Origin of the sequence: Streptomyces sp. NPDC057307 (assembly GCF_042667665.1) — a bacterium.
Taxonomy (GTDB): Bacteria; Actinomycetota; Actinomycetes; order Streptomycetales; family Streptomycetaceae; genus Streptomyces.
In genome coordinates this window covers 1-14,841 of sequence record NZ_JBHUZM010000102.1, presented here as the reverse complement: position 1 = coordinate 14,841, position 14,841 = coordinate 1, and the positions used below count along the sequence as shown (strand labels likewise).

The following is a 14,841-nucleotide window of genomic DNA, read 5'->3' as shown; positions in this document are numbered from 1 at the left end:
CAAAGTGTGTCAAGAGACTGATACACCTGCCGATGGCGTGAACCCACCCATGTTGGTTGCTCTCCGTAATCGAATGGATCTAAAATGTGGTTCGTCAGCACTCTCGACCACGTCGCGTGGAGGTAGGCATGGCCCGTGCCTGGGAAGCAGATCCGTCCGCCTTATTCGAGCGGCGACTCGGCAGGTCGCCGGAAGAACTCGGTAATTCGGACGGAAACGACGAGTGCCCCGACATCTGGCAGCTCGACAACGGCGACATCGCCGTGATCGGCCGAGATCTGACCAGCCACTACGCTCCGCGTCTTCCACGAGGCGTCTCACTCGCCGCGGACGAGCGCCTGGTCATCATTCCGGGAAACACCCTGAGTGCCGCGAAGGCGGACATCGCCGATGCCTGAGACGTACGCGCCCGCCCTCCTGCCGGAGGACGGCGAGCGACTCGTCCGCGAGGCGTACCGAAAGGACTTCCGCGAGCGCAGCGCCGCACTCCGCGACGCGGACTCCTGGAAGTTGGAGCGCCGACAGCACTTCGAGGAGCAGGGCAGCCCGAGCCGCGACGCCCTTCGGCGGGGCGAATGGGAAGAGTCGCTGCGGCTCATGCGCGAGCGCGACAACAGTCTCGCTGCCGCCGCCCGGGAGGACGAACGTCAGGGGCACGCCTTTCACCGCGTTCGCGTGGTCGAAGAGCCTCTGACTCCCTATCTCCAATGGGAATTGCACTCACTGCGGCAGCAGGCCCAATTCGGCGCGCGTGTACGCGTCGTGAGTGCCGAATCCGTCGCCGCTGTCGAGCGATCGGGGCCGCTGCCGGAATTGGTGGTGCTCGGCGGCCGGACGCTCTTCAACATCCTTTACTCCGACGCGGGGCACCCGCAGGGGGCGATCCGCTTCACGGAGCCCGACGTGGTCGCCGAGTGGGAGCACTACATCAAGTCGCTCTACGAGTCCGGCGAGGAGATCGCTTCGTACTTCGATCGGGTCGTGGCCCACCTCCCCGCACCGACGAGCCGGCCGGAGTAGACGATCAGCGAGAACGGAAACGACGAGGAACGCCCCGGCGGGTCGGCGAACGACCTGTCGGGATCCTCGCGCGACGTCGTGCAGGCCGGAAGAGTCACCGGCGGCATTCACTTCCACGGTCCTGGCGGCGAGCAGACCGGCCCGCAGCCACGCCAGCTTCCCGCCGATGTGCACGGTTTCGTCAACCGGGTCCATGAGCTCGATCAGCTGAACGCCGTCGTGGCCGGGGAGAACGGCGACCCGCTGGTCATCTGCGTCTGTGTCATCGCGGGCACCGCCGGCGCGGGCAAGACCTCGCTCGCCCTGCGCTGGGCGCATCAGGTCCAGGACCGCTTCCCGGACGGGCAGCTCTACGTCAATCTGCGTGGGTACGACCCCGGGGAGCCGGTCACCGCCCAAGAGGCCCTGCACCGGTTCCTGCCCGCCCTCGGTGTACCGGCGGGGTCCGTACCGCAGGACATCGACGCCGCGGCGGCGCTCTACCGCTCGCTGTTGGCCGACCGCCAAATGCTCGTGGTCCTCGACAACGCGGCGACCGTCGGCCAGGTCCGTCCGCTGCTGCCCGGCGGTCCGGGCTGCCTCGTCCTCGTCACCAGCCGGAGCCGGCTCTCCGGACTGGCCGTGCGGGACGGGGCCCGCAGGCTGACGCTCGGCACGCTCCCGCAGGCCGAGGCCGTGGCGCTCCTGCGTGCCGTCACCTCCGGCCACCGCGCGGAGGACGACCTGGAGAAACTGACCGAACTGGCCGATCTCTGCGCGCGGTTGCCCCTGGCGCTGCGTATCGCGGCCGAGCGCGCGGCAAGCCGGCCACATCTGCGCCTGGACGACCTGATCGCCGACCTGCGGGACGAGTCGGCCCTCTGGGACGCGCTGAGCACAGGCGACGACGAGGAGGCGGAGGCCGTCCGCACCGTCTTCGCCTGGTCCTACCGCGCCCTGTCGGAGCAGGCGGCCCGGCTGTTCCGCCTGCTCGGCCTGCATCCGGGCCCCGAGTTCGGCCTGCGCGCCGCGGCCGCCCTCGCCGCCGTTCCCGTCCCCAGGACCCGGCAACTGCTCGATTCCCTGGTCAATGCCCATCTGCTGGAACAGATGGGACCCGACCGCTATCAGTTCCACGACTTGCTCCGCGCGTACGCCACCGACCAGGCCAACCATGAAGAGACGGCCGGGGAGCGGGAAGCCGCGCTGTACCGCGTACTGGACTGGTATCTGCACGGCGCGGACGCCGCCCAGACCTGGATCAGTCCCGACGAACAACACGCGGCGCTGACGCCCTCCGGGGACGACGTGCGTTCGTCGGAGTTCGCCGACTACGACTCCGCGGTGGACTGGGCCGAACGCGAGCACACCAACCTCCTCCAAGCGATCCGTGCCGCGGCCGGCACCGCCGACCGAATGGCCTGGCAGCTCGCGGTCGTCTTCTGGAACGCCCGCCCATCCTCGGCGCCCGTCACCGAGTGGCTGGCGGTCGGCGACATCGCGCTGGAGGCGGCCCGACGGTCCGGCGACCGTCACGCCGAAGCCCAGCTCCTCACCCACCTCGGCAGGGACAACGTCCGGGTGGATCGGCTGTCCGAGGCGCTGGACTGCCACCGGCGCGCGCTGGAGATCCGCCGCGAAACGGCCGACCCCGTCGGCGAGGCGACCTCACTGAACCTGATCGGCCTCGTACACCTCCGCAGGCGTCAACTGACTTCTGCCGCAGACCACTTCGCTCAGGCCATCCCCCTCTTCCAGGAGGCGGACTCGCCGCCGTGGGCGGCGATCGCCCTGTCCAACCTGGCGTCCGCCCACTACAGCGCGGGCCGGTCGGCCGCAGCGTCCACCGTCGCCGGGGAGGCGTTGTCGGCGCACCGCGCCATGGACAACCCCCGGGGCGAGGGGAACATCCTGCGGGTCATGAGCTGTCTCCAGCTCGAAGAGGGCCGGCCGGAAGCGGCCCTGAACTCGGCCCAGCAGGCGCTGGACATCGCACTCTCGCTGCGCGACGACCGGCTGGAGGGCTACTGGCTCATCGCCCTCGGCGACGCCCAACGCTCCCTCGGCAAGCACGACGACGCCCTCACCTCCTACCAGCGCTCCGCCGCCCTCCACCGCCGGCTCGGTAACAGAAGCCGGGAGGCGCTCGCCTGGTACGGGGCCGGGCAGACGTACCAGGCGCTCGAACGCGGGTCGGAAGCAGCGCGGTTCCACCGGCGGGCTGTCGCGGCGCACCGGGAGTTGGGGGACACGTGGCAGGAGGCCGTCGCGCTCGACGGGCTGGCCGGGGTCGTCGTGACGGACGATCCGGGGGCCGCCGCCGGGCACTGGACCGCCGCGCTGGAGTTGGTCCGTGGGTATGACGACCCGCGCGCCGCCGCCATGCGCGAGCGCGTCGAGGCAGCGCTCGGGCGGGCTTGACGTCACTCCCGGAGCCAGAACCCCGACCGCTCCACCCAGAGGTCCAGCAGTCGTACGTCGCCGTCGACCTCGACGGTCCTGTCCGCGGCGGTGCGTCGTCCGTAGAGGAGCAGGAGGAGGTCGGTCAGGGGTGCGCGTACGGTGACGGCGGCGACGGGGGGTGGGGCGTCCGTGCGGTGGCAGGTGACCGCGGCGCCCGTCAGGTCGACCAGCCAGCCCGGCGCCGTGCCGGGGCCGCGGAAGTGCAGGGTGCGGCCGGGGCCGAGCAGTGGCGGGACTCCGGGCTTCGGCTCGATGACCTCCGGTACGGTGCCGAAGCCCATCCACTCCTCGATGCCGTCGACGGCGAGGTCGTCCTCGACCACGAACTCCGACCCGACGGCCCAGCTCGCGTCCGCCCGGTGGACCACGGCCTCGTGGAGCATACGGCGCGCCCAGAACGCCGTGGTCCCGCCCGGACCCGGCGTCCACACCCGCTCCGCGGGCCCGGCGGCGCGCAGGGCGTCCGCCAGTCCGGTCGCGCCCTCGGCGACCCACGCGTCCATCTCCTGGGGATCGGCGTCGGCGTAGCCGGAGACGTCGTTGACCAGGTCCTCCGGTACGGGGGTCGTGGCCCGGGTGCGGACGACAGTCTCGGCCCAGTGGTGCGTACCGCCGACGTGCCGCAGCAGTTGGCCGAGGTTCCAGCCGGGGCAGGTGGGTACGGGGGCGGTCAGGTCCGCGCCCCGGACGGCCGAGCGCAACAGGGCGGTCTGTGCGAGGAGTTCGGCGCGGTGACGGTCGTGGCTCAGCACACTCATGGACGGAGCGTAGTTCGCGGTGGGGTGGAGTCGCGCGGCGATATCAGCGCGTCGGCCGGGCCCCGGGCGTCCGGCCGAAGGCGTGGAGGAAGGTGTCGACGGCGGCGTCGGCCAGCTCGCGCAGTTCCGCGTCCGGGACCGGGCGCGTGCCCATGTGGGAGCGGGCTTCCAGCGGGCCGACGAGCAGCGCCATGAACTGCTCCGCGGCCCGCGCCGGGTCCGTGCCGCGCAGTCGGCCCGCGAGCATGAGCCGGGCCAGCCGGTCGGCGAGGGCGTCGACGAGGTGGTGCGGGCCGGCGGCGGCGACCAGGTCGAGGGCGTCGGGGAACGTCGTGAACTCCGCGTAGAGCAGCCGCCGCAGCGCGCACGAGCGTTCGTCGCAGTGCAGCCGCAGCAGGTCGAGCCCGACACCCTCCAGCGTGGCGCGCGGATCGTCGCCCGGTTCGAGCAGCGGCGCGAGCGCGGCGAGCCGCCCGTCCAGCGCGGTCCGCGCCGCCGCCTCCATCGCGTGGCGGAACAGCGTCGCCTTGTCGGTGAGGTGGTTGTAGACCGTGGGCTTGGCGACGCCCGCCGCGTCCGCGATGTCCTGCACGCACGCCTGCGCGTAGCCCCGGCGGGCGAACACGGTGAACGCGCCCTCCAGGATCGCCTGCCGCTTGTCGATCCGTCCGCGTGAGGTGGCTGCCATGGAGTCGGATATTACCCGCTGGTTCAGTGATGTGGTTCTGCCGGTTGCTTGCGAACGAATCAGGTCAGTAGATTGAACTTGTTGGTTCAGTTTCAAGGCGTGCAGTACTGAGAGGACAGTCGATGAAGACCCTCGTGATCACCGGTGGCACCGACGGCATGGGCCGGGCCCTCGCCCGGGACTACCTCCGCCGGGGCGACACCGTCGTCATCGTCGGCCGCGACGAGCGCAAGGCGCGGACCGTCCCCGGCGCCACCTTCGTCCCGGCCGACCTCAGCCTGATCAGCGAGAACAGACGCGTCATCGAGCGGATCAACGGCGACTTCCCCGACGTGGACGCCCTGGTCCTGTGCGCCCGCTACTTCCGGGCCACCCGGTGGGAGACGGCCGAGGGCATCGAAGGGGTCTTCGCGCTGGAGTACTTGAGCCGCTATCTGCTCAGCCACGGTCTGACCGACAGCGACGGCTCCGGCCCCCGTGTCATCGTCAACGTGTCCGGCCCCGGCGTCCCCGCCGGACGCGTCCACTGGGACGACCTCATGCTCCGCCGCGCCTACACCGGCATGGAGGCGCAGTTCCAGGCCGGCCGCGCCAACGATCTGCTCGGTGTCGCGTACGCCGCGCGGCACGCGGCGGACGGGGTCCGCACCCGCTACGTGCTGATCAACCCCGGCGGTGTGTCGACCGGCTTCTGCGGCGAGTTCGACGCCGAGACGGCGGCGCACGTCGAGTCGCTGAAGAGGTACGGCAAGCCCGTCGAGGAGGGCATCCGCCCGCTGGCCGCCCGCGTCGACAACCCGCCCGGCGCACCGCTCAGCGCGTACGCCCTGCACCGGCCGATCAGCCTTGACCACGCCTTCTTCGACCCGAAGGACGCGGCCCGGCTCGAAGAGCTGACCCGGGACCTCGTCGGCTGACCGGCCGCCGCGGTCCGCGCACCCGTGCGCCCCTGTACTCCCCCGCTCCTCCCGGTTCACACTCGCGGCGGGGAAGGTGAGTGGGGACGGCCCTCGGAGCCGTACAACTCCCCAGAGGCGGGAGGCCCGATGAACGAGACCGGTGATGTGGCGTTGCCCGTCGACCTTGTGACGATCTCCCGCACCGTCGAGCACGCCCTCGCCCGCAGGCTCGCCCTCCCCGAGCGGCCCTGGGTGGACGCGACGACGCGTCAACTCCTGGGCCAGTTGAGCCTGTTGCTGTTGGAGGATCTCGGCGACACGGACGGTGCGCCCGTCCGGGAACTGCACCGGACCGCGTACCGGCTGCTCGACCGGAACGGCCGGCCGGACGCCGGGACCCCGCCGCTGTACGCGTACGAGTACATGCGGACGCTCGCCGCCGTCACGCGGGCCGTCGCCGCGCTCTACACCCACGGGCGCCCCGGCGAGCGGTAGGGCGGCTGCCCGCGACAGCCCGCGACAGCCCGCGACGGCTCGCGACGGCTCGCGACGGCTTCAGGAATTCAACGCGTCCAGGTCATTGACGGGTTCTCGGGGTTCATCTAAACAACAGAGCTGAGAGCGCTCTCACTCCCTCGCAGACACATCTCGGCACCATCCACACCGGAGGTGTTCCTTGAGAACGAGCCGCACGAGAAACAGACCGCGCACCCCCCGCACCCCCCTCATCGCCGCCCTCCTCGCGATGTCCGTCGCCGTCGCCGGATTCGTCGGGCTGACCGGCGCCGGCACCGCCCGGGGCGACGTACCGCCCGCGCCCGGCTGGAACCTCCAGTGGAGCGACGACTTCAACGGTGGGAACGGCGCGCCGCCGTCCGCCGCCAACTGGCAGGTGGACACCGGACACGGCTACCCCGGCGGCCCGGGCAACTGGGGCACCGGCGAGATCCAGAACTACACCGCCAACGCCGAGAACCTGAGCCTCGACGGCAGCGGGAATCTGAAGATCACCCCGCTCAGGGACGGCGCGGGCAACTGGACGTCCGCGCGCGTCGAGACGAAGCGCGCGGACTTCAAGGCACCGGCCGGCGGCACCCTGCGCATCGAGGGCCGGATTCAGATGCCGAACGTGACCGGCGCCGCCGCGGCCGGCTACTGGCCCGCCTTCTGGGCGCTCGGCGCGCCCTACCGGGGCAACTACTGGAACTGGCCCGCCATCGGCGAGTTCGACATCATGGAGAACGTCAACGGGATCAACTCCGTCTGGGCGGTGCTGCACTGCGGTGTGAACCCGGGCGGCCCCTGTAACGAGACCACCGGTATCGGCGCCAACCGCGCCTGCCCCGGATCGAGTTGCCAGTCGGCCTTCCACACGTACCGCTTCGAGTGGGACCGCTCCAGCTCGCCCAACGCGCTGCGCTGGTACGTGGACGACCAGCTCTACCACACCGTCACACAGGCCCAGTTGGACGCGACGACCTGGGCCAACATGACCGAGCACGCGGGGTACTTCATCCTGCTCAACGTCGCGATCGGCGGCGCGTTCCCCGACGCGCTCGGCGGTCCGACACCGACGCCGGCCACTGTGCCGGGGCGGCCGATGCTCGTCGACTACGTCGGCGTCTGGACCCGTGGCGGCTCCGGCCCGACGGACCCGCCGACCGACCCGCCGACCGATCCCCCATCCGGCTCCTCGCAGTTGTACGCCCGCACCGGCGGCGGCCTCGGTGACGCCACCGGGTCGGGCGCGAACGCCACGCTGACGTCGGCGGGCGGCGGCAACCGCGACGGGACGCCGTACAACCCGCAGGTCTTCACCTCCGGCGGGATCACCCGGGCCTACAACGGCGGGGCGACCCAGTTCGACCTCTTCGTCGACGCGGGTACGACGGTGGCCAACGGCCAGCAGGTGAGGGTGAGTTACGACCGTACGGGCGACGGCAGCTGGGACCGTACGGAGACGTACAACTACTTCGCGACGGACCCGGCAACCGGCTTCGAGCACTACACGCAGGCCAAGGGCCTCAAGGCGTCGACCGGTTCGCACGGCGACCTGGTCAACGGCAAGGTGCGGATCGAGGTCTGGAACGCCATCGGCAACGGTGCCAGCACGCTCGGCATCGGCAACCAGTCGGTGGTCCGGATCCCGTACGGCTGAGCCGACAGGTAGGCCGGCCCGCGTCACACGGCAGAGAGCCGACCGGCCCGTGCGGACGTCTCCGTACGGGCCGGTCATTCGCAGGGCCGGGGAGATGGGGGATCAACCCCCGGCCTGGGTCATGCGGTTCACGCGGTTCACGCGCTTCAAGCGGTCAGAGAGTCGAACGGTCGGACGGTCGAACAGGCAAGCCGTCCGACGACCCGCGTCAGACCTTCGCCGGCGTCCCGTCCGCGTCGCGCGCCTCCGGCACCTCCGACGGACCCTCCGACGGGCCGTCCGAGCCCTTCGTGAGGCTGGGCCCTTCGGCAACGGGGTCCTCGGCCGCCCCGTGGTGGTCGTCCACCAGCATCTTCTCGTCGAACGGGAGCCGGCCCGCCAGCACCTCGTCCACCCTGGCCCGGTCGATCTCCTTCGTCCACGTACCGACGAGGACCGTCGCGACCGCGTTGCCCGCGAAGTTCGTCAGGGCGCGCGCCTCGCTCATGAAGCGGTCGATGCCGACGATCAGGCCGACGCCGTCGACCAGTTCGGGCCGGTGCGACTGAAGGCCGCCCGCCAGGGTTGCCAGGCCGGCGCCGGTGACGCCCGCCGCACCCTTCGACGCGATGATCATGAAGACGAGAAGCCCGATCTGCTCACCGATGGCGAGCGGGTCGCCCATCGCCTCGGCGATGAACAGCGACGCCATCGTGAGGTAGATCGCGGTGCCGTCGAGGTTGAAGGAGTAGCCGGTCGGCACGGTGATGCCGACGACGGGCTTGCTGACACCCAGGTGTTCCATCTTCGCGATCAGCCGCGGTAGCGCCGACTCCGACGACGAGGTGGACAGGATCAGCAGGAACTCGCGCGCCAGGTACTTCAGCAGCGAGAAGATGTTGATGCCGGTGATCACCTTGAGCAGCGCGCCGAGGATGACGAAGACGAACAGCGCGCAGGTGATGTAGAAGCCGATCATGATGACCGCCAGCGACTTCAGCGCGTCCATGCCGGTCTCGCCGACCACCGCCGCGATCGCGCCGAAGGCGCCGACCGGGGCCGCCCACATGATCATCGCGAGGATGCGGAAGACCAGGCGCTGGATGTGCCCGATGCCGCGCAGGATCGGCTCACCGGTGGAGCCCATCGCCTGGAGCGCGAAGCCCGCCAGCAGCGCGACGAGCAGTGTCTGGAGCACCTCGCCCTCGGTGAAGGCGGAGACGAGCGTGGTCGGGATGATGCCGACCAGGAACTCGGCGGTGCTCTCGGCGTCGCCGGAGACCTGGGCCGCGCCGGCGTCCGCCGTGGCGTCGGTGATGTGCAGGCCCGCGCCGGGCTCCAGGATGTTGCCGACGACGAGGCCGATGGCCAGCGCCACGGTCGACATGACCATGAAGTAGCCCAGGGCCAGACCGCCGACGGCGCCGACCTTGGCGGCCTTGCGGACGGATCCGACGCCCAGCACGATGGTGCAGAAGATGATGGGGGAGATCATCATCTTGATGAGATTGACGAAGCCCGTTCCGATGGGCTTCAGCTCGACGGCCACCCCCGGGGCAGCGAATCCGACCGTGATTCCGAGAATCACCGCGGCGATCACGGCCAGATACAGATAATGGGTACGGTCCCGAGTAGCGGCCACGGGTCCTCCTTGACTCGTTTGTCCCTACGCGACCCTCCCGTCCCGAGGGGGTCCCGGCGACTATGGCTCAGCCTGTGACGCCGGTCACCCTTACGTGCATTTCGTTCATACGATTTCGGCCAGGCAGACTTGTGCCATGCAGCTACCCCGTCCCCGCAGCCTCGCCGGCCAGCTCTTCGCGATGCAGGTCGTGCTGGTCGCGGCTGTCGTGGCCGGATGCGCACTGTTCGCGTACTTCACCGACCGGGCGCAGGCCGAGGAGACCGCGGAGCGCCAGGTGACGGCCACGGCACGGGCGATGGCCGACTCCCCCTCCGTACGGGAGGCCATCAGGTCCGACGACCCGTCCGCCACGCTCCAGCCCTACGCGGAGCACGTCCGGGTCGACACCGGCGTGGACTTCGTGACGATCATGAAGCCGGACGGGACGCGCTGGACGCACCCGGACCCCCAGCTGATCGGGCTGCCCTTCATCGGCACGACGCGGCCCGCGCTGCTCGGCAAGACCTTCACGGAGACCTACACGGGCACGCTCGGCCCCTCCACGCGGGTGGTGACCCCGGTGAAGGACGACGGGCGGATCATCGGGCTGATCAGCGTCGGTATCACCGTCGACCGGATCTCCAGCCAGTTGGAGAAGCAGGTGCGGGTCCTGGCGCTGGCGGCCGGGGGCGCCCTCGCGCTGGGCGGTGTGGGGACGTACGTCATCAACGCCCGGCTGCGCCGGCACACCCACGGGATGAACGCGGGCGAGCTGAGCCGGATGCACGACTACCACGAGGCCGCGCTGCACGCCGTACGCGAGGGACTGCTGATGCTGGACGGGCGGCGCAGGATCGCGCTGATCAACGACGGCGGGCAGGAACTCCTCGGTCTGGACGACAGCGCCGTGGGCCGGAACATCGACGAACTCGGGCTGCCCGCCCCGCTCGTCGGCGCGCTTCTCGCGTCGGAGCCACGCGTGGACGAGGTCCATATGACGGCCGACCGGATCGTGGTCGTCAGCACCCGCCCGGTGATCGGCGGCGAGCGGCGCGGTACGGTCGCGACGCTCCGGGACCACACCGAACTCCAAGCACTGTCGGGCGAGTTGGACTCGGAGCGAGGCTTCACCCAGGCCCTGCGCTCGCAGGCGCACGAGGCGGCGAACCGGCTGCACACGGTCGTGTCGCTGATCGAGATGGGGCGGGTCGACGAGGCGGTGGAGTTCGCCACGGCGGAGCTGGAGCTGGCGCAGGTGCTCACGGACCGGGTCGTCGGCGCGGTGGCCGAGCCGGTGCTGGCGGCGCTGCTGCTGGGGAAGGCGGCGCAGGCGAACGAGCGGGGTGTGGAGCTGGTGCTGGCGGAGGACAGCCGCATAGACGACGGGGTGCTGCCGCCGTCGCTCGCCGCGCGCGATCTGGTGACCATGCTGGGCAATCTGATCGACAACGCGATGGACGCCGCCCAGGGCACGGACGGCGCGCGGGTCACGGTCACCGCGCTGGTCGAGGACGGCGAACTGCTGCTGCGCGTACGGGACACGGGGCCGGGCGTCGCGCCCGGTGACATCGAGGAGGTCTTCCGGCGCGGCTGGTCGACCCGGGGCGCGGAACGCGGGCTCGGTCTGGCACTCGTACGCCAGGCGGTGCACCGGGCGCACGGGACGGTGGAGCTGACACCGGGGCGGGCCGGCGGGGCGGAGTTCACCGTACGGCTGCCGCTCGGCGCGCGCGACGGGGCGCTCACGGGTCCCGCGCGTCCCGCGGGCCCGACGCGTCCCGGAGACAGGGAGAGGGAGCGGGACACGGTGGCAGCTACGGACCGGCCGGCGGAGCCGATGGCCGGTGCCACGACCGACAGCGGGGAGCACGGCGGATCATGACCGGGACCAGCAGGGAGAGCGGCACCCGCCCCATTCGTGTGCTCGTCGTCGAGGACGACCCCGTCGCCGCCGACGCCCATCAGCTGTACGTGGGCCGCGTGCCGGGCTTCGAGGTGGCCGGGGTCGCCCACTCCCGGGTGGAGGCCGGCCGCGTCCTGGAGCGTACGGACATCGATCTGATCCTCCTCGACCTGTATCTGCCGGACGGGCACGGGCTCCAACTGCTGCGCAGTCTGCGGGCCGCCGGCCACCACGCGGACGTCATCGCCGTCACGTCGGCGCGCGATCTCACCGTCGTACGCGAGGGGGTGTCGCTGGGAGTGGTGCAGTACGTACTGAAGCCCTTCGCCTTCGCCACGCTCCGCGACCGCCTGAGCCGTTACGCCGAGTTCCGCGCCGCCGCCGGTGAGGCCAGTGGACAGGACGAGGTGGACCGGGCGCTCGGCGCGCTGCGGGCGCCGCAGCCCGCGTCGCTGCCGAAGGGGCTCAGCGGGCCGACGCTGGAGTCGGTGACGCGTGCGCTGCGTGACGCGCGGGAGGGGCTGACCGCCACGGAGGCGGCGGCCGGGCTCGGTATCTCCCGGATCACCGCGCGCCGCTATTTGGAGCATCTGGTCGGCGCCGGGCAGGCGGGCCGCAGCCCCCAGTACGGCCAGGTCGGCCGCCCCGAGCTGCAGTACCGGTGGATCGCCTCCACGCGGTAGCAGGTCCACGCGGTAGCGGGTCCACGCGGTAGCGGGTCCACGCGGTAGCAGTTCCACGCGCCAGCAGGGCGCTCCGGCCTGATCGTCACCGGCTCCGTAGCACGCCGTCGCGGCGGCGCGAAGTCGCTTGGCGCGGCCGGTCAACCCGGTGGTCGGAGCCGTGCCCCGGCGTGAAGAATGCCCGCATGACTGTTCTCGGCGCCGTGTTCCGCCCCCAACTGCCCCCCGAACGACTCCGCGACATCGCCCGCACCGCCGACGAGGCGGGCCTGGAGGAGCTGTGGCTCTGGGAGGACTGCTTCCTGGAGAGCGGTATCGCAAGCGCCTCCGCCGCCATGGCCTGGACGGAGCGGCTGCGCGTCGGGGTGGGTCTGCTCCCCGTACCCCTGCGCAATGTCGCGCTGACGGCGATGGAGGCCGCCACCCTGCACCGGCTGTTCCCGGGGCGGCCGGTCCTCGGGATCGGGCACGGCGTCCAGGACTGGATGGCGCAGACCGGTACGCGCGTCGAGTCGCCCGTGACGCTGCTGCGCGAGCACCTGGTGGCGCTGCGCGCGCTGCTGGCGGGCGAGCGGGTGACCACGGACGGGCGTTACGTGAAGCTGGACGCCGTCGCTCTCGACTGGCCGCCGGCCACCACCCCTGCGCCGCCCGCCGTGTACGCCGGCGCCACCGGGCCGCGCACGATGCGGCTGACGGGCGAGGCCGCCGACGGCACGATCCTGACCGGCGGCACGTCGCCCGACGAGGTGCGCCGCGCGCGCCGGCTCATCGCGGAGGGACGGGAGTCGGCGGGGCGCGGCGGCCGTCATCCGGTGGTCGTCTACCTGCACACGGCGACCGGTCCGGGCGGCGCCGAGCGGCTGCGCGCCGAGCTGGACGCCACCGGGCTGCCGCACGGCGTCGCGGGCCCGGCCGCCGCCGTCGCCGAGGCCGTGCAGGCGCTGGTGGAGGCCGGGGCCGACACCGTGGTCCTCCAGCCGACGCCCGACGAGCCGGACCCGGAGGGCTTCGTACGTTTCACGGCCGCCGAGGTCCGCCCGCTCGTGCCCCGGGGGGAGTGAGCGTCGCACCGCGCGGTGCACGAGGAGGCGTACGGGGCGACGCACCGAGCGGTGCACTGAGCTGTGCACGGGGATTGACCTTGAGATTGACACGGTCCTACGGTCGCCGGGCAGCCCTTCGCGGCTAAAAGAGGAGGTCGTGCCCGTGCGCCCCACCGCCCCACTCATCCTCGTCACGGTCCTGACCGCCGGTGCGCTCACCGCGTGCGGCGGCGGGTCCGGCAGTGATCCGGACACCATCAAGGTGGCCTACAACAGATCGACGGACAACAAGATCCGCTTCAAGGACAACTATCTGGAGTCCGTGAAGAAGCAGTTCGAGAAGGACAATCCGGGCAAGAAGGTCGAGCTGATCCCGATCCAGGCCCCGGACAACGACTACGCCACCAAGGCGCAGCAGATGATGCGCTCCCCGAAGACCGCGCCCGACGTGGTCTACGAGGACACCTTCCGTATCAACTCGGACATCAAGGCCGGCTATCTGCGTCCGCTGGACGAGTATCTGAACAAGTGGGACGCCTGGGACCAGTTCGTCGACACGGCGAAGTCGGCCGCGAAGGCGGAGGACGGCAAGACGTACGGCGTCCCGGACGGCACCGACACCCGCGGTCTCTGGTTCAACAAGAAGATCTTCGCCGAGGCGGGGCTGCCGGCCGACTGGCAGCCCAAGAACTGGGCGGAGGTCCTGGACGCGGCGCGCACGATCAAGCGCGAGGTCCCGGACGTGATCCCGCTCAACGTCTACACCGGCAAGGGCCCCGGTGAGGCCGCCGTGATGCAGGGCTTCGAGATGCTGCTGTACGGCACGGGCGCGGACCCGCTCTACGACCCGGCGTCGAAGAAGTGGGTGGCGGGCAACAAGGGCTTCACGGACGCGCTCGACTTCGTACGGACCGTGTACTCCGAGAAGTTGGGGCCCGACGTCTCCGACGCGCTGGACCCCAACATCGGTACGCGCGTCGCGACCGAGTTCTTCCCCGAGGGGAAGCTGGCGATCTCCCTCGACGGGTCCTGGATGGGGCAGAACTGGATCAACAAGGGCCCCAAGGAGTGGCCCGAGTGGTCCACCGAGCTGGCCCAGACGCCGATGCCGACGCAGAACGGGCAGGCGCCCGGCAGTGTGTCGATGTCCGGCGGGTGGGCGTGGTCGATCCCGCAGAAGTCCCAGAATCCCGACCTGGCCTTCGAGTTCATCAAGACGCAGCAGACGAAGGAGAACGCCGTCGAGTGGGATGTCGTCGGCGCGCAGATCGCCGTCCGTAAGGACGTGGCGGCCGATCCGAGGTATCTGAAGTCGATGCCCGGCATCGAGTTCTTCACCAAGCTCGTCGAGGTGACCAACTACCGCCCCGCGCTGCCCGTTTACCCACAGGTCTCGTCCGCCGTCGGCGAGGCGATGGAGTCGGTGACGACCGGTGACTCGTCCGCGGCGGACGCGGCGAAGGCGTACGACGAGCAGTTGAAGACCATCGCCGAGGGCGCGGTGGTCGAGAAGTGAGCACGACAGTCGCGGCGAAGGCAGCGAAGGCAGCGAAGGCAGCGAAGGCAGCGAAGGCGGCGGTGACGGCGGGAGCGCCATGAGCGCGGTGAGCACCGCGGGCGGCCCGGTGAGCAAGGGCGGGC

General features: G+C 71.0%; 13 protein-coding genes. 10 read left to right on the top strand and 3 right to left on the bottom strand.

Going from position 1 to position 14,841, the window contains the following annotated elements; genetic code table 11:
• Positions 1 to 128 precede the first annotated feature (128 nt).
• From ACFUN8_RS27455 to ACFUN8_RS27445, 3 genes are all read left to right on the top strand, one after another.
• The gene (locus ACFUN8_RS27455; protein WP_383642937.1) at positions 129 to 398 is read left to right on the top strand and encodes a hypothetical protein; all 270 of its coding nucleotides are present in this window, start codon (positions 129 to 131) and stop codon (positions 396 to 398) included.
• Complete coding sequence (locus tag ACFUN8_RS27450; protein ID WP_383642934.1) at positions 391 to 1,020, top strand: DUF6879 family protein; 630 nt, start codon at positions 391 to 393, stop codon at positions 1,018 to 1,020. The genes ACFUN8_RS27455 and ACFUN8_RS27450 overlap by 8 nt, the downstream gene beginning before the upstream one ends.
• 78 nt (positions 1,021 to 1,098) lie before the next feature.
• On the top strand, positions 1,099 to 3,420 hold the full coding sequence (locus ACFUN8_RS27445) for an ATP-binding protein (protein WP_383642931.1): 2,322 nt from the start codon (positions 1,099 to 1,101) through the stop codon (positions 3,418 to 3,420).
• A gap of 2 nt (positions 3,421 to 3,422) precedes the next feature.
• Here the strand turns inward: ACFUN8_RS27445 and ACFUN8_RS27440 are convergent, their stop codons facing one another.
• Positions 3,423 to 4,220 (bottom strand): maleylpyruvate isomerase N-terminal domain-containing protein, encoded by a 798-nt coding sequence (locus ACFUN8_RS27440; protein WP_383642928.1) that lies wholly within the window; start codon positions 4,218 to 4,220, stop codon positions 3,423 to 3,425.
• A 43-nt stretch (positions 4,221 to 4,263) separates the two neighbouring features.
• Positions 4,264 to 4,908, bottom strand: coding sequence for a TetR/AcrR family transcriptional regulator (locus tag ACFUN8_RS27435; RefSeq protein ID WP_383642925.1), 645 nt, complete (start codon positions 4,906 to 4,908; stop codon positions 4,264 to 4,266).
• A gap of 122 nt (positions 4,909 to 5,030) precedes the next feature.
• Between ACFUN8_RS27435 and ACFUN8_RS27430 the strand changes: the two genes are divergently transcribed.
• The 3 genes from ACFUN8_RS27430 to ACFUN8_RS27420 all read left to right on the top strand — a co-directional run bounded on the left by ACFUN8_RS27430 (position 5,031) and on the right by ACFUN8_RS27420 (position 7,965).
• Positions 5,031 to 5,825: an SDR family NAD(P)-dependent oxidoreductase gene (locus tag ACFUN8_RS27430; protein WP_383642922.1), complete on the top strand. Its 795-nt coding sequence runs from the start codon at positions 5,031 to 5,033 to the stop codon at positions 5,823 to 5,825.
• Between the two features lie 129 nt (positions 5,826 to 5,954).
• A complete protein-coding gene (locus tag ACFUN8_RS27425; RefSeq protein ID WP_383642919.1) occupies positions 5,955 to 6,302 on the top strand; it encodes a hypothetical protein in 348 nt (115 codons plus the stop codon).
• A gap of 250 nt (positions 6,303 to 6,552) precedes the next feature.
• Complete coding sequence (locus tag ACFUN8_RS27420; RefSeq protein ID WP_383642967.1) at positions 6,553 to 7,965, top strand: glycoside hydrolase family 16 protein; 1,413 nt, start codon at positions 6,553 to 6,555, stop codon at positions 7,963 to 7,965.
• A 208-nt stretch (positions 7,966 to 8,173) separates the two neighbouring features.
• Here the strand turns inward: ACFUN8_RS27420 and ACFUN8_RS27415 are convergent, their stop codons facing one another.
• A complete protein-coding gene (locus ACFUN8_RS27415; RefSeq protein WP_383642916.1) occupies positions 8,174 to 9,586 on the bottom strand; it encodes a cation:dicarboxylate symporter family transporter in 1,413 nt (470 codons plus the stop codon).
• A 136-nt stretch (positions 9,587 to 9,722) separates the two neighbouring features.
• On the opposite strand from ACFUN8_RS27415, the gene ACFUN8_RS27410 reads away from it, so the two are divergent.
• The 4 genes from ACFUN8_RS27410 to ACFUN8_RS27395 all read left to right on the top strand — a co-directional run bounded on the left by ACFUN8_RS27410 (position 9,723) and on the right by ACFUN8_RS27395 (position 14,716).
• Positions 9,723 to 11,450, top strand: coding sequence for an ATP-binding protein (locus ACFUN8_RS27410; RefSeq protein WP_383642913.1), 1,728 nt, complete (start codon positions 9,723 to 9,725; stop codon positions 11,448 to 11,450).
• Complete coding sequence (locus ACFUN8_RS27405) at positions 11,447 to 12,154, top strand: response regulator (RefSeq protein WP_383642910.1); 708 nt, start codon at positions 11,447 to 11,449, stop codon at positions 12,152 to 12,154. The genes ACFUN8_RS27410 and ACFUN8_RS27405 overlap by 4 nt, the downstream gene beginning before the upstream one ends.
• A 185-nt stretch (positions 12,155 to 12,339) precedes the next feature.
• Positions 12,340 to 13,218, top strand: a complete 879-nt coding sequence (locus ACFUN8_RS27400) for an LLM class flavin-dependent oxidoreductase (RefSeq protein WP_383642907.1) — start codon at positions 12,340 to 12,342, stop codon at positions 13,216 to 13,218.
• A 145-nt stretch (positions 13,219 to 13,363) separates the two neighbouring features.
• Positions 13,364 to 14,716 (top strand): extracellular solute-binding protein, encoded by a 1,353-nt coding sequence (locus ACFUN8_RS27395; RefSeq protein WP_383642904.1) that lies wholly within the window; start codon positions 13,364 to 13,366, stop codon positions 14,714 to 14,716.
• The last annotated feature ends 125 nt before the right edge of the window (positions 14,717 to 14,841 follow it).

Coding starts and splice junctions, on each gene's coding strand:
- ACFUN8_RS27455 (WP_383642937.1), top strand. CDS start 129: ATGGCCCGTGCCTGGGAAGCAGATCCGTCCGCCTTATTCGAGCGGCGA.
- ACFUN8_RS27450 (WP_383642934.1), top strand. CDS start 391: ATGCCTGAGACGTACGCGCCCGCCCTCCTGCCGGAGGACGGCGAGCGA.
- ACFUN8_RS27440 (WP_383642928.1), bottom strand. CDS start 4,220: ATGAGTGTGCTGAGCCACGACCGTCACCGCGCCGAACTCCTCGCACAG.
- ACFUN8_RS27435 (WP_383642925.1), bottom strand. CDS start 4,908: ATGGCAGCCACCTCACGCGGACGGATCGACAAGCGGCAGGCGATCCTG.
- ACFUN8_RS27430 (WP_383642922.1), top strand. CDS start 5,031: ATGAAGACCCTCGTGATCACCGGTGGCACCGACGGCATGGGCCGGGCC.
- ACFUN8_RS27425 (WP_383642919.1), top strand. CDS start 5,955: ATGAACGAGACCGGTGATGTGGCGTTGCCCGTCGACCTTGTGACGATC.
- ACFUN8_RS27420 (WP_383642967.1), top strand. CDS start 6,553: ATGTCCGTCGCCGTCGCCGGATTCGTCGGGCTGACCGGCGCCGGCACC.
- ACFUN8_RS27410 (WP_383642913.1), top strand. CDS start 9,723: ATGCAGCTACCCCGTCCCCGCAGCCTCGCCGGCCAGCTCTTCGCGATG.
- ACFUN8_RS27405 (WP_383642910.1), top strand. CDS start 11,447: ATGACCGGGACCAGCAGGGAGAGCGGCACCCGCCCCATTCGTGTGCTC.
- ACFUN8_RS27400 (WP_383642907.1), top strand. CDS start 12,340: ATGACTGTTCTCGGCGCCGTGTTCCGCCCCCAACTGCCCCCCGAACGA.